The following is a 16494-nucleotide window of genomic DNA, read 5'->3' as shown; positions in this document are numbered from 1 at the left end:
ACACTCATGCCCTTTACTCTCGCTGGCTTTTGCGAATACCGCGAAGAAATTCGCAAAAGCCGCTTCATCACCTTCGCATCCCCCATTACCAGCCCCGCCGATGCCCAGGCCTTTATCGAACAACACAGCGACCTGAACGCTACGCACAATTGCTGGGCCTGGAAGCTGGGCGACCAATACCGCAGCAACGACGATGGTGAACCGGGGGGGACCGCCGGACGCCCGATCCTGGCGGCTATCGAAGCCCAGGCCTGTGACCAGGTCGTAGTGCTGGTGATCCGATGGTATGGCGGGATTCAGTTGGGTACCGGCGGACTGGCCCGGGCTTATGGTGGTGGCGCGAACAAGTGCCTGCAAAATGCCGAAAAGCTTGAACTGATCAGCCGTGTGCCCCTGCGCTGCGCTTGCGGGTTCGCGGAGCTGGCCCTGGTGAAACTGAGGGTTGCCGAGTGCGGTGGCCTGATCAACACGGAAGGGTTTACCGCTAACGGTGTGGAATTGCAGCTGGCGGTGGGGGAAGGCCAGATCGATATGCTGCAAAAACAGCTGGCCGATTTGAGTCGTGGACGGATTCTGCTGGAGCGTTAAGCTCACTTGCCCACACCTGCTGTGCATCCGACTGTGGATAACCTGAGCACATCCGCCTGTAACCCTTCTGTCATGCGGGTTTGCTGGAGTTGGTCATTTTTCAACCAGACCTGCGCCTCGACGCTAAATAAGCCAGCAAAACAGACGCTTGCAATGGGTTATCACCTTTGGAAGAAAGCTGCCCAGTGCTTATGCCCGAGTTTCCGGCTTGCACACAATAACTGTGGAGCAAGCTGTGGATAACCCGTTCATGGCTCACGCCACCCCAAGAAGAGCATGGCTCCCAGGCGCTTGTTCATTTTTTAACCATTCGTTAATGAGTGATCACGCCTCCAGCTTGAACCCGTGTTCTCGCCACGCACAGGTAATAGTTGGACAACACCCCACACCAGCTCGAGAAACAGAAATATCCACACCAGCGCGCTGGCGCCGTGCAGCAGCGCGTAGAACATCCAGGACGCAAACAGGAACCGCCCCGCCGCGTCATACCGTCCGTATAGGGGTCGCGGATCCCGAATTCGCAGCACCGACCATACGCAAACGATCGAACCCAAAAGATTGGCCATCAACAGGTGCATAGGCGCAAACGCTGGCAGCTCGCCAGGCAGGTCGAGCATCTGGGTCACGCCCAGCAACCAGCCGTGCAGGGCGGCGAAACTCCATGGCGTGGCAAATGCTGCGGTTACGATCAGGTCGTACCAGGCGCTACCGAGCACCACGCGACGATATTGCGGTGAAGTCCACATAGACATTGCTCCAGATAATCAAGGAGCGAAAAGACTAAAGCCTGGGGTATGCTCCAAGGTCAAGCCTCCTGGAGATTGCCATGCGAATCGGTGAACTGGCCCGGGCCTGTGCCGTCAGCCGCGACACGCTGCGCTTCTACGAGCAGCTCGGGCTGATTGCGGCGGGACGCAGCGCCAATGGGTATCGAGACTATCCCGAAGACATGGTGCAACTGGTGCTCTATATCAAGACAGCCCAACGCCTGGGCTTTACCCTCGGCGAGATCGGCAGCAGCGTCGTCTCCGTGCGGCAGGCACCTGATCCGGATCGCGCCGTGGCTGAACTGCTGCAGAACAAACTGAATCTGATCGAAACCCGCATGACCGAACTCGACGGGTTGCGTCATGAGCTGAAACAACGGCTCGGGCAACGCTGTCCATTAAATCCGTGACCCTTCTTTCAAGGATACCTTCCATGAATTCGGCAAAAAACGCATTGATCATCGGCGCCTCCCGGGGCCTGGGCCTTGGCCTGGTGAAGACGTTGCTGAGCGATGGCTGGAACGTGATCGCCACCGTGCGCAATCTGCAGAACGCAGAGGCATTGAAAGCGCTGGGCCCGGTGCGGGTCGAGAAACTCGACATGGACGACCAGCAAGCCGTCATTGCCTTGAGCCAACAACTCAAGGGCGAAACCTTCGACCTGTTGTTCGTCAACGCCGGCGTCAAAGGCCCCGATAACCAGGGCCCCGACGGCGCAACCCTGGCCGAGGTCGGCCAGTTGTTCTTCACCAACGCAGTGGCGCCGATCAATCTGGCCCAGCGTTTCGTCGGGCAGATCCGCGACGGCAGCGGCGTCCTGGCGTTCATGAGTTCGGTGCTGGGCAGCGTGACCATGCCCGACGCTCCGGAACTGGCGCTGTACAAGGCAAGCAAGGCAGCCCTCAATTCCATGACCAACAGCTTCGTCACCCAACTGGGCGACCAGACATTGACCGTCCTGTCGCTGCATCCGGGCTGGGTGAAGACAGACATGGGCGGTGAAGGGGCGGACATCGATGTCGAGACCAGTACCCGTGGCTTGATCGACCAGGTCAATGCCTTTGCCGGCAGGGGTGGGCATCACTTCGTCAACTACAAGGGTGAGATGATTCCCTGGTAATTTCCCGCATAACCGGTGGGAGCGAGCCTGCTCGCGAAAGCGGAGTGTCATTCAACACCGATGTTGGCTGACGCACCGCCTTCGCGAGCAGGCTCGCTCCCACATTTGAACTCGGTTGGAGCACTGGATATGTGCGCCGCAACCTGAGTAAACTCTGCACCTCGCCCCCCACGGCGACCCTGGATCAGCAGACAGGGCATCACTGAGCTGGCTAACCTGAACCCACTTTCAGAGGAGCCGGCCACCATGCCTGCGACCCGTACCTGGTTAAAAAATCCCCTTGCCGTATTCACCGCCAATAGCCTCGACGCCCGTGGCGGCCTGGTCCTGCAGGACGACGTGATCGTCGAACTGCTGGGTGTCGGCCAGCGCCCCGCCCAACCCTGTGATCATGTCTTCGACGCCCGTGAGCATGTAATTCTTCCCGGGCTGATCAATACCCATCACCACTTCTATCAGACCCTGACCCGAGCCTGGGCACCAGTGGTGAACCAACCGCTGTTCCCGTGGCTGAAAACCCTCTATCCGGTGTGGGCGCGGCTGACGCCGGAGAAACTCGCCCTGGCGACCAAAGTGGCCTTGGCCGAACTGCTCCTGTCGGGCTGCACCACGGCGGCCGATCACCATTACCTGTTTCCCGAAGGCCTGGAAGATGCCATCGATGTACAGGTGCAAAGCGTGCGTGAACTGGGCATGCGAGCGATGCTGACCCGCGGTTCCATGAGCCTGGGCGAAGCCGACGGTGGCCTGCCTCCGCAGCAGACCGTGCAGCAAGGCCAGGTGATTCTTGACGACAGCCAGCGGTTGATCGACCGCTACCATGAACGCGGCGACGGTGCGCAGATCCAGATTGCCCTGGCGCCTTGCTCACCGTTCTCGGTCACCCCCGAAATCATGCAGGCCAGCGCCGTCCTGGCAGATCAACTGGATGTCCGCCTGCACACCCACCTGGCCGAAACCCTCGACGAGGAGGACTTCTGCCTGCAACGCTTCGGCCTGCGCACCGTGGATTACCTGGACAGCGTCGGCTGGCTCGGTCCGCGTACCTGGCTGGCCCACGGTATTCACTTCAATCCCGAGGAGATCACCCGACTCGGTACCGCCGGCACCGGTATCTGCCACTGCCCAAGCTCCAACATGCGCCTGGCCTCGGGCATTTGCCCCACCCTCGAACTGACCGCCGCCGGCGCACCGCTGGGCCTCGGCGTGGACGGTTCGGCCTCCAACGATGCCTCGAACATGATCCTCGAAACCCGCCAGGCGCTGTACATCCAGCGTCTGCGCTATGGTGCGCAAGCAATCACACCGGAGCGGGTGCTGGGCTGGGCAACCCAGGGCTCGGCAACATTGCTTGGGCGCAACGACATCGGCGAGTTGGCAGTCGGCAAACAGGCCGATCTGGCGCTGTTCAAGCTCGATGAACTGCGCTTCTCCGGCAGCCACGATCCGGTTTCAGCACTGTTGTTGTGCGGCGCGGATCGAGCGGATCGGGTGATGGTCGGGGGGCAATGGCGGGTCATCGACGGTCAGGTCGAAGGCTTGGATTTGAAAGGCTTGATCGCCGATCACAGCCAGGCGGCGCGGGAATTAATCGCGGGCGTCTGATCGGATGCTATCGCGGGCAAGCCTTGCTCCCACAGGTATCAGGACACATCTGTGGGAGCAAGGCTTGCCCGCGATGCGCTTCTATAGGCCGAGCAGCGACAACATGATGAACGTCGCAAACAGCACGAAGTGGGTCATGCCTTCAATGGCATTGGTCTCGCCGTCGTTGAGATTGATCGCGCTGACGATCAGGGTGATGAAGATCATCACCGTTTGCACCGGAGTCATGGCCATCTGGAAAGGCTGGCCGGTGTAAAGCGCCATGGCCTCCATCACCGGTACCGTCAGGATCACCGTCGATAGCGAGGCCCCCAATGCGATGTTCACCACCGACTGCATGCGGTTGGCCAGGGCGGCGCGCAGGGCGGTGAGAATCTCCGGTGCCGCGGAGATGGCCGCCACCAGAATGGCCGTGACCACCGGCGGCGCTCCCGAGCCCTCCAGCCCCAGGTCGATGGCCTTGGACATGACTTCGGCCAGCGCACCGATCACCACCACCCCAAACACCAGCGCACCAATGGAAAACGCCAGCCTGATAGGCTTCGGCTCGGTTTCCTCCGGCTCTTTGCGGCGTCGCTTTTCCGGGTAGCTGTAGCTGAAAAAGTAACTGTGTGGCCCCACCTGCATACGCAGGAACAGGGTATACAGAACAAGCATCGCGCCAATGGTGAACGCCGAATACAGCTTCCAGTTCTCCCGAGGAATGAACTCCGGCACCACCATCGACACGCCCATGGCGGTGAGGATCATCACGCTGTAGCTGCGCGCCGAATCATCGTTGTAGGCCTGCTCGCCATGCTTGAGCCCGCCCATCAACGCCGCAAGTCCGAGAATGCCGTTGATGTCGAGCATCACCGCCGAATAGATCGTATCGCGCACCAGGGTCGGCGACGCTTCGTTGCTCATCATGATCGCCAGGATCACCACCTCGACCAACACTGCCGACAGGGTCAGGATCATGGTGCCGTAAGGATCGCCGACCTTTTCCGCCAGCAGTTCGGCGTGATGGGCCACACGCATCGAGGCCGCGACGATGAAGCCGATCAGTATCAGACCGCCGACCAGTGCCACCGCCCGCCCACTGCCCAACAGCCAGTGCTCCAGCGGGTAGGCGACACCTGTGGCGAGCAGGGCCAGCACCAGCAGTTTTTCTTGCTTGATCAACGTGAGCATCACAGGCCTATCATCGTGCACAGGGTATGACCTACTAGACTGTAGGGGGCCGTGAACGTTTCGTCAGGTGTGACACGCCCTTATGGATCGGCGCAGGGCTCATCGCAGACAAGCCCTGCTTGCACAGTGGATCGGCCGGTCAGGTTTTTCCAGACATTGCGGCCAGCCTCTGTAGAATGCCTGCCATCGATTCACTGATGAGAAAAGCACATGTACGACTGGCTGAACGCCCTGCCCAAGGCAGAACTGCACCTGCACCTGGAGGGTTCGCTGGAGCCCGAACTGCTGTTCGCCCTGGCCGAGCGCAACAAGATCGCCCTGCCGTGGAACGACGTCGACACCTTGCGCAAGGCCTACGCCTTCAACAATCTGCAGGAATTCCTCGACCTGTATTACCAGGGTGCCGACGTGTTGCGCACCTCCCAGGATTTCTACGACCTGACCTGGGCCTACCTGTTGCGTTGCAAGGCGCAGAACGTGATCCACACCGAACCGTTCTTCGATCCCCAGACCCATACCGACCGTGGCATTGCGTTCGAAGTGGTCCTCAACGGCATCGCCTCCGCCCTCAAGGACGGTGAACAGCAACTGGGCATCACTAGCGGTCTGATCCTGAGTTTCCTGCGCCACCTGAGCGAAGAACAGGCCGAGAAGACCCTCGACCAGGCGCTGCCGTTCCGCGATGCCTTTGTCGCCGTCGGCCTGGACAGTTCGGAAATGGGCCATCCGCCCAGCAAGTTCCAGCGGGTGTTCGACCGGGCCCGCAACGAAGGCTTCCTGACCGTCGCCCACGCCGGCGAAGAAGGTCCACCCGAATACATCTGGGAAGCCCTGGACCTGCTGAAGATCCAGCGCATCGACCACGGCGTCCGGGCCATCGAAGACGAACGGCTGATGCAGCGGATCATCGACGAGCAGATTCCGTTGACGGTATGCCCGTTGTCCAACACCAAACTGTGCGTGTTCGACGACATGTCGCAGCACAACATCCTCGACATGCTCGAACGCGGCGTGAAGGTGACGGTGAACTCCGATGATCCGGCGTATTTCGGCGGCTACGTCACCGAAAACTTCCACGCCCTGCACACCCACTTGGGCATGACCCAGGACCAGGCCAGGCGCCTGGCCCAGAACAGCTTGGATGCGCGGTTGGTGAAGCCTTAGCTTTCATCAACTATCCCTGTGGGAGCGAGCCTGCTCGCGATTTCGGTATGTCAGTGAGACAAGTGTCCACCGACCCACCACTATCGCGAGCAGGCTCGCTCCCACAAGGGGATGGTGTTTAACCGCCCACGCCTTCGCTCAACTCCTCCAGCGTCTTGCCCCGCGTCTCCATCCCAAACAACCAGACCACACCCGCCGCCACCGCGAAGCACAGCGCGCCCAGGCCGAACACCCCACCTTGCCCGGTAATGGGAAATACCAGCCCGGTCACCAATGGCCCCAGCAACGAACCAATGCGACCAATCGCCGAGGCGAAACCCGAGCCCGTTGCCCGTGCCGAGGTCGGGTACAGTTCCGGGGTGTAGGTGTAGAGCACAGCCCACATGCCGAACAGGAAGAACTGCATCAGCAATCCACTACCGATCAACAGTCCGACATTGCCGCCGAACACCGCACTCTGCCCATAAAGAAAGGCCATCGCCCCACCGCCCAACAAGGTGATGACACACACCGGCTTACGCCCCCAGCGTTCCACCAGCCAGGCAGCCATCAGGAAACCGGGAATCCCGCCCAGCGAAATCAACACGGTGTAATACACCGACTGGGTCACGGCAAATCCCGACTGTTGCAACAACGCGCTGAGCCAGGATGTCAGCCCGTAGAACCCGAGCAAGGCAAAGAACCAGACGCTCCAGATCATCATCGTGCGTTGGCGATACAGCGGTGACCAGATCTGCGCCAGCGCCGAAAAGAAAGTGCCCGGCGTACTCGCCAACCTCGGCAGGCGAACCGGCTCCGGCAAATCCCGGCTACCCAGCGAAGCCCGGACCTTGTCTTCGATCCGGCACAACACGGCATCCGCCTCGTCATCCCGCCCGGCCTGCTCCAGCCAACGCGGCGACTCGGGGATGAAGAAACGAATCGCCAGGACAAAAACCGCCGGCACAGCCAGGACCAGGAAGATGTCCCGCCAGCCGACTACCGGCAGCAGGAAGTACGACAGCACGCCCGCCGCGACGAAGCCCAGCGGCCAGAAGCCGTCCATCAGGGCGATGTAACGGCCCCGGTGCTTGGCCGGGATCAGTTCCGAGAGCATCGACTGGGCAATCGGGAACTCCATGCCCATGCCGATACCCAGCAGGACGCGAAACAGCGTCAGTGTCTCGACGTCCTGGGCCGTCGAACACAGATAACTGGCGATCCCCCACAGCACGATGCTCCATTGGAACACCGGTTTACGTCCGAACCGATCCGCCAGCATGCCCGACAGCGAAGCGCCCACCACCATGCCGAAAAAGCTGGAGCTGGCCAGCAGACCTGCCTGGGCCGTGCTCAGGCCAAACTCGGTTTTGATCGAGCCGAGCAGGAACGTCATCATCGCCAAGTCCATGGAGTCGAAGAAGAACGCCAAGGCAATAATGATGAAGATGATTCGGTGATAGCCGCTGATGGGCAGTCGCTCCAGACGTTCTGCCGCGCTGTACCCGTGATTGTCCATGGTGCATCCCCCAGTCCGATAGATTCCCGGGCGAGTGTGCGCGAACCTTTCAGGTGGCTATTGCTGAATGCGACCTGTCGACAGGCCTAGAGCGCCATTTCCAACGTATCCTGCCTGGCGAACCGATGGATTTCCTGCTGGCCGAGCACCGTCACCTGCAAGGCTCGCGAGTCATTGGGCAGGCTCAGCCAGCCGGATTGCATGAACAGTTGCAGCAACGCAGCCCCCAGCGCGCCCCCCAGGTGCGGTCGACGTTCGCTCCAGTCCGGGCAGGCGCAGGCGATGCGGGCATTGCGATGGGCCAGGGCCTGGATGAACAGCCCATGCCCGGCCAACTGGCTCGCGCCTTTGTGGGTGACGATCACCCGTTGCTCGCATTGCTCGATCCACCCAGCGTCCAGCAGGCGCTGGTACAGATCGGCCGCCAGGGTGCCGCCAAGATGATCATCGCAAAGCCGGGCCCGCAACAACGAGGCGGGAGCCGACGGCACTTTGTTCGATATGACGCCGCGTTTGAAGACATCCGGGATCTGCCGTGGCGCACTGGCCAGGGTCGCGCTGGCCAGCGCTTCGACAGCCGCACCGATCTCCGGCGCGGCCAGGCGGAAAAACCGTTTGCGTCCCCTGGCTTCCACTTTCAACAGGCCACCGGCGGACAAGCGTCCCAGATGGGCGCTGGCCGAGGACGGCGATAACCCGGCCAGCAAGGCCAGCTCTTCGGCCTGCCGGGCCGTGCCGTCCATCAAGGCCCACATCATTGCGCTGCGCTTGGGGTCGGCCAGCAGCGTGGCGATCTGGCTGATGCAAGGTGCATGTTCCATGTATTCACTCCCTGTTGAATCATTCGTCTACTGCCCTTGGGCATAGTCACCCGTCATGAGGCGCCGCCCAAAAGCGGCTCGACCACCGGAACGGGCAGCATCGATGCATCGACGGGCCAGTGGGCTTCAAGCCGGTCTTGCAGCCGTGAGCGATGCCGCGCCGATTCAGGCGGTCGCTAGTATAAGCGGGCAGGTCAAGCTTTCCTGTCCTCCGGAAACCTTTGGAGGCGATTGTTCGTGAGGGAAAATTCTCTATTTACCCGCGACTATTGGCCGACTGTCGTCGAAAGAGGAAATTGCGCCGTCAATTCGTTACAACGGGCCTGGAGCATCTCCCGCAACAGCTTGACGGGCTTGCTCAACTGCGCCCGATGAGCGCACAACAGATTGAGCGGCGCTCGCTCGCAGTGCAGGTGCGGCAAAAGGATCTTCAAACGTCCGGCCAGCACATCGGTCGACACGTCCATCCACGACTTGTAGGCAATTCCCGCACCGGCCACTGCCCAGCGCCGCACCACATCGGCATCGTCACTGAAGCGGTCACCGCTGACGGTGAGGCTCACTTCCCGCTTGCCGTCATGAAAGTACCAGCGGTCATGAATCCGGGTGCCGAGCATGTACAAGAGGCAATTGTGTTGGGCCAGTTGCTCGAGCTGAAGGGGTTCGCCATGACGGGCCAGATAGTCCGGCGAGGCACACAACACCCGGCGGTTGTGCGCCGCGACAGGCAAGGCCACCAGGCTCGAATCCTCCGGATCGCCGTAACGCAGCGCGATATCCACCGGCTGCTTGAACAGGTCGGCAATGCGGTCGCCCAACAACAGTCGAACCGTAAGCCTGGGGTGCTCACGCTGGAACTCATCCAGCCAGGGCAGCAGCAGGTTGCGCCCCAGGTCCGACGGCGCCGATAACTGCAAGACACCGCTGACCTGGTCCTGGCCACGGGTCAACAGCCGTCGCCCCTCATCCAGGCTGCCCAGCGCCGCCCGGGCATATTCGAGAAAGCTTTCACCCTCGGCAGTGAGGCGCAGGCTGCGGGTGGAGCGCGCCAGCAGTCGAGCCCCGAGGTGCTGCTCGATCCGTTTCAACGCGGCACTGGCCACTGCCGCCGACAGATCCATCCCCCTGGCAGCGGCAGAAAGACTGCCCAGATCCGCCGCCCGGACAAACAGCTGCAGGTCATCGAATCGAAGCATGGCGATTCCATTATCAAAAAAATATTGAAAGAGCCTGTTCTTTTAGCCGGTTTTATCGCGTTGATAAATAGCTAACCATGGGCGCCATCGAACCCAGCTCACGGAGCCGCTTCATGAAAGCCATTGCCTACTACCATTCGTTGCCGATCACCGACCCGCAATCGCTCCAGGATATCGAGTTGCCGGAGCCCGTCGCCGGCCCCCGGGACCTGCTGGTTGAAGTCAAAGCCATTTCGGTCAATCCGGTGGACACCAAAGTCCGTCAGAACGTCCAGCCCGAAGGCGGCGCCGCCAAGGTGTTGGGTTGGGATGTGGCCGGCGTGGTCAAGGCCGTGGGCAGCGAAGTCTCCCTGTTCAAGGCCGGTGACAAGGTGTTCTATGCCGGCTCCATTGCGCGCGCGGGTGGCAACAGCGAACTGCATGTCGTGGATGAGCGTATTGTCGGCCAGATGCCCAAGACCCTCGGCTTCGCCGAAGCGGCCGCATTGCCACTGACCGCCATTACCGCCTGGGAGCTGTTGTTCGAGCGGCTGCAGATCCAGGAAAGCCAGGACGCTTCGGACCAGAGCCTGTTGATCGTCGGCGCCGCCGGCGGCGTGGGCTCGATCTTGACCCAATTGGCCAGCCAGCTCACCGCGCTGAAAGTCATCGGCACCGCTTCCCGTCCGCAGACGCAGGATTGGGTACGGGATCTGGGCGCCGACTTGGTGATCGACCACAGCCAACCACTGAGCGTGGTCATGAAAGAAGCAGGCCAGCCCCAGGTCACCCACGTCGCCAGCCTGACCCAGACCGACCAGCATCTGGACCAGTTGGTCGAAGCACTGGCGCCCCAGGGCAAACTGGCATTGATCGATGATCCCAAGTCCTTGGACGTGAGCAAGCTCAAGCGCAAGAGCCTGTCCCTGCATTGGGAGTTCATGTACACCCGCTCGCTGTTCGAGACGGCCGACATGATCGAACAACACCACCTGCTCAACCGTGTTGCCGGACTGATCGACGCCGGCACCTTGAAGACCACTGTCGGCGAGCATTTCGGCACCATCAACGCCGAGAATCTGCGCCGGGCTCACGCGCTGCTGGAAAGTGGGAAAGCCAAGGGCAAGATCGTGCTTGAAGGTTTCTGACCGCCTGACACTCAGGCTCAAGGCAGATGACCTGTGGCGAGGGGACTTATCCCCTCGCCACAATGGTTACTTGAAAAAGATTGAACCGTCAGTCCGAGAACTGACCATTGTCACAATTGCGATCGCATTCGGGTCTACACTCGAGGCCTTTGCAACGCAGTCTTTTACGTGAGGAGGTCAGCAATGAAGATCCTGATAAAAGAAGTGGCAAAATCCCAATGGCAAGTGCGTCTTGACCAGCACGCCGTCACCTTCCGTACCGAGGCCGAAGCCAAAGCCTTCGCTACCACGCTGCAAGCGCGCATCCATGCGCCGCACCACTTCCCCGAACAGCAACAACGCGCGGCCTGCTGAATCAGCCCTGACGGCTGGCTTGTGCCAGCGCCCGGGCATTTTGCAGGCGGCGGGTCAGCATGGCTGCGCTCACCACCAACAGTCCGCACAGGCTGATGACCATCGCCATGGGCACCGCGGTGCCGTCATGCAATGCCGCCACCAGCGTGGCGGCCCCGGCGGCCACGGAAAACTGCAGGCTTCCCAGCATCGCCGAGGCACTGCCGGCCCGGGCCCCCTGCCCGTTCATGGCGCAGGCGGACGCGTTGGGAAGAATGCAGCCCAGGCTGGCGATGCAGATGAACAATGGAATCAGCAATGGCCATAGACGTTCGGGGTGCAAGGCGCTGACGGCCAGGAGGCACAACCCCGCCGTGAAATAGACCCACACTGCACGGCTCAGCAGGAAAGCCGGGCCACGCTTGGACAACAACCGCGCGTTGACCTGCGCCACCAGGATGAAGCCAGCCGCGTTGGTACCGAACAGCCAGCCGAAGTGTTCGGCCGGTACGCCATATAGCTTGATGAACACGAAAGGCGAGCCGGCGATGTAAGCGAACATCCCGGCGATGGCAATCCCGCCCGTCAGGGCATGCCCCAGGAAAACCGAGTCGGTCAGCAGCCTGCCGTACTGGCGCAACGCCCCCGACAGCGGTGGTCGAGGTACGTGGGCCGGCAGGCTCTCAGGCAGCCACAGGGCCACGGCCGTTGCCGCCATGGCGCTGAACAGGGTCAGGGCGATGAAAATCGATTGCCAGCCATACAGGTTCACCAGCAACCCGCCAAGCATCGGCGCGAGAATCGGCGCCAGGCCCATCACCAGCATCAACTGCGAGAACACCTTGGCCGACCCTACCGCATCGCATTTGTCGCTGACCACGGCGCGGGAAATCACCATCCCGGCACATCCACCCAGGGCCTGTACGAAGCGTGCGCCGATCAGCCATTCAAGGCTCGGCGCGTAGGCGCAGGCCAGGGAGGACAGGGTGAACAAGCCGACCCCGACCAGCAGTGGAATCCGTCGCCCGAAGCGATCCGCCACCGGCCCGTAGGCCAACTGCCCGATGGACAGCCCGAGGAAGTAGGCCGCCAGGGTCAGTTGGATGTGTTTTTCGTCCGTGCCGAAGGCGGTTGCCATGGCCGGGAAGGCAGGCAGGTAGAAGTCGATCGCTAAAGGACCGAAAGCGCTCAAGGCGCCAAGAATCAGAATCGTACGAAGGTTCATCGGGCGTCCGTCAGGCATCAGTCAGCAGCCCGACAGTCTAGCCGTGCCGGGCGCTCTTGAACATTCCGATAGGTCGCTAACGATTAAAAAATATTCAAGCGGGGATGACCTCGTAACCCTCTTCCCGAATAACCTCGCTCAGGGCGTCGGCCGGCAATGAACTCTGGACCCTGACGGTCTTGGCGCCCAGGTCGATTTGCACATCGGCCGCCGGATCCCTGGCCTGTACGGCCTGGGTGATGGCCTTGACGCAGTGGCCACAGGACATGCCCTGGACATTGAAAGTTTGCATCGGATGACTCCTTGGCAAGGGAAATTGTCGGCAGTTTCAAGGTTGCCATCGTGGCAAGGTCAAGTTCTGATAAAAGCTGCCGGGCTGGCAATTGGCGTCACGCTCGGCCAAGCTGCCACTATCAAGGATTCCACACCGGAGGTTCGGCCATGCGCTGGTCAGCGTTCAGCCTGTTTTGCATGTTAGGTTTTTCAGCGATGGCCCCCCAGGCATCGGCCGCCGGCGAAGATTACGGTGTGCTGATCATTTCCCGGGAACGACTGGAAGTGTCGACCTCTTGCGAGATCGGCATTTACATCCAGGATCAGCTCACCGCCCGGCTCTTCCAGGAAGACAGCACCTCTTTCAACCTGCCTCCGGGCCGGTTCTCCTTGCGCCTGAAGTTGCTGCCTGGCCAGGCACCGGGTTGCAATCCGGGCATGCTCGCACCGGGTTCCCAGGAGATCACAATCAGGGCCGGTGACATCCTGAAGTACCGTATCGCCATGAATGAACAAGGCATGTACCTCAAGCAGGCCGGGCTCGGTTACTGATCTCACCCGGATCCCCTGTGGGAGCGAGCCTGCTCGCGATAGCGTTATATCAGTGAAAGAAGTGCTACCTGATAACCGCTATCGCGAGCAGGCTCGCTCCCACAAGGGTCAGCGAAGGTCTTTTGGATTGGCGCTTGACCTTACCAACATGGCAAGGTTGATTCTGTAGTCACTCACTACAGGGAGCCAACCCATGTCCGAATCCACCACTTTCGACCTGCCGATTGCCGGCATGACCTGCGCCAGTTGCGCCGGGCGGGTCGAGCGGGCCCTGCGAAAAGTCGCCGGAACCCAGACCGTCAGTGTGAATCTGGCGACCGAGCAGGCACGAGTCCAGGCTCCCGTGCAGAGCCTGCCGGCCTTGATAGAAGCCGTGGAACAGGCTGGCTATCATGTGCCTGCTCAGACCCTGGAGTTGACCATCGAGGGGATGACCTGCGCCTCGTGCGTGGGTCGAGTCGAACGCGCCCTGGGCAAAGTCCCCGGCGTTAACCGCGTCAGCGTCAACCTCGCCAACGAACGGGCCCACCTCGAACTGCTCGGACAGGTCGATCCACAAACCCTGATCGATGCGGTGAAACGCGCCGGTTACGAGGCCAGCGTCTGGCAGGCCGAGCAGCCCCATGACACTCAGACCCAGCACCTGAATCGTGACCGCCTGATCCTGGTGCTGGCAATCCTGTTGTCCATGCCATTGGTGCTGCCGATGCTACTGCAGCCGCTGGGAGTGCACTGGATGCTCCCGGCCTGGGCGCAGCTCGCCCTCGCGACGCCGGTACAATTCATCTTCGGTGCGCGCTTCTACGTCGCGGCCTTCAAAGCCGTACGGGCCGGGGCCGGTAACATGGACCTGCTGGTAGCCCTGGGCACCAGCGCCGGCTACGGCCTGAGCCTCTATGAATGGGTCATCGCCCGCCCCGGCAGCATGCCGCACCTGTATTTCGAAGCATCGGCCGTGGTGATTGCCCTGGTCTTGCTGGGCAAATACCTGGAAAGCCGCGCCAAGCGCCAGACCGCCAGCGCCATTCGCGCCCTCGAAGCATTGCGACCGGAGCGAGCGGTCCAGGTGATCGATGGCGAGGAACGGGACGTCGCTATCAGTGCCCTGCGTGTAAATGACCTGGTGCTGGTCAGGCCCGGCGAGCGCTTTCCGGTGGACGGCGAAGTGCTGGAGGGCCAGAGCCACGCCGACGAAGCGCTGATCAGCGGCGAGAGCCTGCCGGTGCCCAAACAACCCGGCGACAAAATCACCGGTGGCGCTATCAACGGCGAAGGTCGTCTGCTGGTACGCACCCAGGCCCTCGGCGCCGAAACGGTGTTGGCGCGCATCATCCGCCTGGTGGAAGACGCCCAGGCGGCCAAGGCTCCGATTCAGAAATTGGTGGATAAAGTCAGCCAGGTCTTCGTTCCGGTGGTCCTGGTGCTGGCCCTGGCGACGCTGGTCGGCTGGTGGCTTTACGGTGCGCCGCTGGAAACCGCGCTGATCAACGCCGTCGCAGTGCTGGTGATCGCCTGTCCCTGCGCCCTGGGCCTGGCGACACCCACGGCGATCATGGCCGGCACGGGCGTGGCAGCGCGCCATGGGATCCTGATCAAGGACGCCGAGGCGCTGGAACGTGCCCATGAGGTCGATACGGTGGTGTTCGACAAGACTGGAACCCTGACCTCCGGCACGCCGCGCATTGCGCATTCAAGTGCCCTGGACGGTGACGAGGCCAAGCTATTGCAAATGGCCGGTGCCCTGCAACGCGGCAGCGAACACCCCCTCGCCAAAGCCGTGCTGGACGCCTGCGCCGAGCACGGCCTGAACGTGCCGGCCGTCAGTGACAGCCAGGCCCTGCCCGGACGCGGTATTGCCGGCAGCCTCGATGGACGCCGCCTGGCCCTCGGCAATCGGCGCCTGCTGGATGAGTCGGGCCTGGACGCCGGTTCGCTGGCCGAATCGGCGCAGGCCTGGGAAGCTGAAGGCCGGACGTTGTCCTGGCTGCTCGAACAAGGCGCGACACCGCGGGTGCTGGGGCTGTTCGCCTTCGGTGACACCCTCAAGCCTGGCGCTCTCGCGACGGTGCGGGCCTTGGATGAGCGCCGCATCGCCAGCCATTTGCTCACTGGCGACAACCGGGGCAGCGCCCAGGTGGTGTCCCGGGCACTGGGAATCGTCAACGTGCATGCCGAAGTGTTGCCGGGAGACAAATCCGCCATAGTCCTTGAACTGAAGAAAAACGCCGTGGTGGCGATGGTCGGGGATGGCATCAACGACGCTCCGGCACTGGCCGCCGCGGACATCGGCATCGCCATGGGCGGCGGCACCGACGTGGCGATGCACGCCGCCGGCATCACCCTCATGCGCGGTGACCCGCGACTGGTGCCGGCAGCATTGGACATCAGCCGCAAGACCTACGCCAAGATCCGCCAGAATCTGTTCTGGGCGTTCGTTTATAACCTGATCGGCATCCCGTTGGCGGCCTTCGGCCTGCTCAACCCGGTGCTGGCCGGCGGCGCCATGGCGCTGTCGAGCGTCAGCGTGGTGAGCAATGCGTTACTGTTGAAGTTCTGGACCCCCAAGCACCTGGAGGACAAACGATGAACATCGGTCAAGCGGCGCGCCAGAGCGGCCTGAGCGCGAAGATGATCAGGTATTACGAATCCATCGGCCTGCTCAGGGCGGCCCATCGCACCGACAGCGGCTACCGGATCTACGGTGCCGATGACCTGCACACCCTGGCCTTCATCAAGCGTTCCCGGGACCTGGGCTTTTCCCTGGAAGAGGTCGGCAAGCTGCTGACCCTCTGGCAGGACCGGCAACGGGCCAGCGCCGACGTCAAGGCCCTGGCTCGACAGCACATTGATGAACTGAACCAGAAAATACGCGAACTGGCCGAACTGCGCGATACCCTCCAGGACCTGGTGGATCACTGCCACGGCGACCACCGCCCGGACTGCCCGATCCTCAAAGAGCTGGCGTCGGGGTGTTGCAAGGAAACGGCCAACGCCTGACACCCAGCTCCCACAGGAATTGGCGGTGAACACGGATGTTCTATCCACCCAAGAT

General features: G+C 61.8%; 17 protein-coding genes. 10 read left to right on the top strand and 7 right to left on the bottom strand.

Translation table 11 applies throughout. The annotated features are described in order from the left end of the window. The first annotated feature begins 6 nt into the window (after nucleotides 1-6). Nucleotides 7-588 (top strand): IMPACT family protein, encoded by a 582-nt coding sequence (locus QZH45_RS04265; RefSeq protein ID WP_024779069.1) that lies wholly within the window; start codon nucleotides 7-9, stop codon nucleotides 586-588. 302 nt (nucleotides 589-890) lie between these two features. Here QZH45_RS04265 and QZH45_RS04260 read toward each other — a convergent pair whose 3' ends face one another. Then, a complete protein-coding gene (locus QZH45_RS04260) occupies nucleotides 891-1334 on the bottom strand; it encodes a hypothetical protein (RefSeq protein ID WP_055136095.1) in 444 nt (147 codons plus the stop codon). Nucleotides 1335-1414: 80 nt separating this feature from the next. Between QZH45_RS04260 and QZH45_RS04255 the strand changes: the two genes are divergently transcribed. The 3 genes from QZH45_RS04255 to QZH45_RS04245 all read left to right on the top strand — a co-directional run bounded on the left by QZH45_RS04255 (nucleotide 1415) and on the right by QZH45_RS04245 (nucleotide 4080). Beyond that, the gene (locus QZH45_RS04255; protein ID WP_024779071.1) at nucleotides 1415-1765 is read left to right on the top strand and encodes a MerR family transcriptional regulator; all 351 of its coding nucleotides are present in this window, start codon (nucleotides 1415-1417) and stop codon (nucleotides 1763-1765) included. Between the two features lie 23 nt (nucleotides 1766-1788). Then, the gene (locus QZH45_RS04250; protein ID WP_024779072.1) at nucleotides 1789-2475 is read left to right on the top strand and encodes an SDR family oxidoreductase; all 687 of its coding nucleotides are present in this window, start codon (nucleotides 1789-1791) and stop codon (nucleotides 2473-2475) included. A 246-nt stretch (nucleotides 2476-2721) separates the two neighbouring features. Continuing rightward, nucleotides 2722-4080: an 8-oxoguanine deaminase gene (locus QZH45_RS04245; RefSeq protein ID WP_055136094.1), complete on the top strand. Its 1359-nt coding sequence runs from the start codon at nucleotides 2722-2724 to the stop codon at nucleotides 4078-4080. Between the two features lie 81 nt (nucleotides 4081-4161). On the opposite strand, the gene QZH45_RS04240 is transcribed toward QZH45_RS04245, so the two are convergent. Continuing rightward, on the bottom strand, nucleotides 4162-5253 hold the full coding sequence (locus QZH45_RS04240; protein ID WP_055136093.1) for a calcium:proton antiporter: 1092 nt from the start codon (nucleotides 5251-5253) through the stop codon (nucleotides 4162-4164). 210 nt (nucleotides 5254-5463) lie between these two features. Here QZH45_RS04240 and QZH45_RS04235 point away from each other — a divergent pair, with 210 nt between their 5' ends. Beyond that, on the top strand, nucleotides 5464-6417 hold the full coding sequence (locus tag QZH45_RS04235; RefSeq protein WP_024779075.1) for an adenosine deaminase: 954 nt from the start codon (nucleotides 5464-5466) through the stop codon (nucleotides 6415-6417). 118 nt (nucleotides 6418-6535) lie between these two features. On the opposite strand, the gene QZH45_RS04230 is transcribed toward QZH45_RS04235, so the two are convergent. From QZH45_RS04230 to QZH45_RS04220, 3 genes are all read right to left on the bottom strand, one after another. Continuing rightward, complete coding sequence (locus tag QZH45_RS04230) at nucleotides 6536-7915, bottom strand: MFS transporter (protein ID WP_024779076.1); 1380 nt, start codon at nucleotides 7913-7915, stop codon at nucleotides 6536-6538. Nucleotides 7916-8001: 86 nt separating this feature from the next. Beyond that, nucleotides 8002-8736 (bottom strand): ArsR/SmtB family transcription factor, encoded by a 735-nt coding sequence (locus QZH45_RS04225; RefSeq protein WP_053194172.1) that lies wholly within the window; start codon nucleotides 8734-8736, stop codon nucleotides 8002-8004. A 266-nt stretch (nucleotides 8737-9002) separates the two neighbouring features. Further along, a complete protein-coding gene (locus QZH45_RS04220) occupies nucleotides 9003-9932 on the bottom strand; it encodes a LysR family transcriptional regulator (protein ID WP_024779078.1) in 930 nt (309 codons plus the stop codon). 113 nt (nucleotides 9933-10045) lie between these two features. Between QZH45_RS04220 and QZH45_RS04215 the strand changes: the two genes are divergently transcribed. Both QZH45_RS04215 and QZH45_RS04210 read left to right on the top strand, forming a co-directional pair. Continuing rightward, nucleotides 10046-11059, top strand: coding sequence for a zinc-binding alcohol dehydrogenase family protein (locus QZH45_RS04215; protein WP_024779079.1), 1014 nt, complete (start codon nucleotides 10046-10048; stop codon nucleotides 11057-11059). 183 nt (nucleotides 11060-11242) lie between these two features. Next, nucleotides 11243-11413: a hypothetical protein gene (locus QZH45_RS04210; protein WP_167355722.1), complete on the top strand. Its 171-nt coding sequence runs from the start codon at nucleotides 11243-11245 to the stop codon at nucleotides 11411-11413. Between the two features lies 1 nt (nucleotide 11414). Here the strand turns inward: QZH45_RS04210 and QZH45_RS04205 are convergent, their stop codons facing one another. Both QZH45_RS04205 and QZH45_RS04200 read right to left on the bottom strand, forming a co-directional pair. After that, entirely contained in the window at nucleotides 11415-12617 is a 1203-nt protein-coding gene (locus tag QZH45_RS04205; RefSeq protein WP_055136092.1) for a multidrug effflux MFS transporter, read from the bottom strand. A gap of 94 nt (nucleotides 12618-12711) precedes the next feature. Further along, a complete protein-coding gene (locus tag QZH45_RS04200) occupies nucleotides 12712-12909 on the bottom strand; it encodes a heavy-metal-associated domain-containing protein (RefSeq protein WP_024779081.1) in 198 nt (65 codons plus the stop codon). 149 nt (nucleotides 12910-13058) lie between these two features. Here QZH45_RS04200 and QZH45_RS04195 point away from each other — a divergent pair, with 149 nt between their 5' ends. From QZH45_RS04195 to cueR, 3 genes are all read left to right on the top strand, one after another. Beyond that, nucleotides 13059-13442, top strand: a complete 384-nt coding sequence (locus QZH45_RS04195) for a hypothetical protein (RefSeq protein ID WP_024779082.1) — start codon at nucleotides 13059-13061, stop codon at nucleotides 13440-13442. 193 nt (nucleotides 13443-13635) lie between these two features. Then, nucleotides 13636-16029 carry a heavy metal translocating P-type ATPase gene (locus QZH45_RS04190; RefSeq protein ID WP_055136091.1) on the top strand — a complete coding sequence of 798 codons (2394 nt, stop codon included), beginning with the start codon at nucleotides 13636-13638 and terminating at the stop codon, nucleotides 16027-16029. Continuing rightward, entirely contained in the window at nucleotides 16026-16439 is a 414-nt protein-coding gene (cueR, locus tag QZH45_RS04185; RefSeq protein WP_024779084.1) for a Cu(I)-responsive transcriptional regulator, read from the top strand. Before QZH45_RS04190 ends, cueR begins: the two co-directional genes overlap by 4 nt. Nucleotides 16440-16494 lie beyond the last annotated feature (55 nt).

This window comes from Pseudomonas corrugata, assembly GCF_050920615.1.
Lineage (GTDB): Bacteria > Pseudomonadota > Gammaproteobacteria > Pseudomonadales > Pseudomonadaceae > Aquipseudomonas > Aquipseudomonas corrugata.
This window is presented reverse-complemented; position numbering and strand designations above follow the sequence as displayed.

Coding starts and splice junctions, on each gene's coding strand:
- QZH45_RS04265 (WP_024779069.1), top strand. CDS start 7: ATGCCCTTTACTCTCGCTGGCTTTTGCGAATACCGCGAAGAAATTCGC.
- QZH45_RS04260 (WP_055136095.1), bottom strand. CDS start 1,334: ATGTGGACTTCACCGCAATATCGTCGCGTGGTGCTCGGTAGCGCCTGG.
- QZH45_RS04255 (WP_024779071.1), top strand. CDS start 1,415: ATGCGAATCGGTGAACTGGCCCGGGCCTGTGCCGTCAGCCGCGACACG.
- QZH45_RS04250 (WP_024779072.1), top strand. CDS start 1,789: ATGAATTCGGCAAAAAACGCATTGATCATCGGCGCCTCCCGGGGCCTG.
- QZH45_RS04245 (WP_055136094.1), top strand. CDS start 2,722: ATGCCTGCGACCCGTACCTGGTTAAAAAATCCCCTTGCCGTATTCACC.
- QZH45_RS04240 (WP_055136093.1), bottom strand. CDS start 5,253: ATGCTCACGTTGATCAAGCAAGAAAAACTGCTGGTGCTGGCCCTGCTC.
- QZH45_RS04235 (WP_024779075.1), top strand. CDS start 5,464: ATGTACGACTGGCTGAACGCCCTGCCCAAGGCAGAACTGCACCTGCAC.
- QZH45_RS04230 (WP_024779076.1), bottom strand. CDS start 7,915: ATGGACAATCACGGGTACAGCGCGGCAGAACGTCTGGAGCGACTGCCC.
- QZH45_RS04225 (WP_053194172.1), bottom strand. CDS start 8,736: ATGGAACATGCACCTTGCATCAGCCAGATCGCCACGCTGCTGGCCGAC.
- QZH45_RS04220 (WP_024779078.1), bottom strand. CDS start 9,932: ATGCTTCGATTCGATGACCTGCAGCTGTTTGTCCGGGCGGCGGATCTG.
- QZH45_RS04215 (WP_024779079.1), top strand. CDS start 10,046: ATGAAAGCCATTGCCTACTACCATTCGTTGCCGATCACCGACCCGCAA.
- QZH45_RS04210 (WP_167355722.1), top strand. CDS start 11,243: ATGAAGATCCTGATAAAAGAAGTGGCAAAATCCCAATGGCAAGTGCGT.
- QZH45_RS04205 (WP_055136092.1), bottom strand. CDS start 12,617: ATGAACCTTCGTACGATTCTGATTCTTGGCGCCTTGAGCGCTTTCGGT.
- QZH45_RS04200 (WP_024779081.1), bottom strand. CDS start 12,909: ATGCAAACTTTCAATGTCCAGGGCATGTCCTGTGGCCACTGCGTCAAG.
- QZH45_RS04195 (WP_024779082.1), top strand. CDS start 13,059: ATGCGCTGGTCAGCGTTCAGCCTGTTTTGCATGTTAGGTTTTTCAGCG.
- QZH45_RS04190 (WP_055136091.1), top strand. CDS start 13,636: ATGTCCGAATCCACCACTTTCGACCTGCCGATTGCCGGCATGACCTGC.
- cueR (WP_024779084.1), top strand. CDS start 16,026: ATGAACATCGGTCAAGCGGCGCGCCAGAGCGGCCTGAGCGCGAAGATG.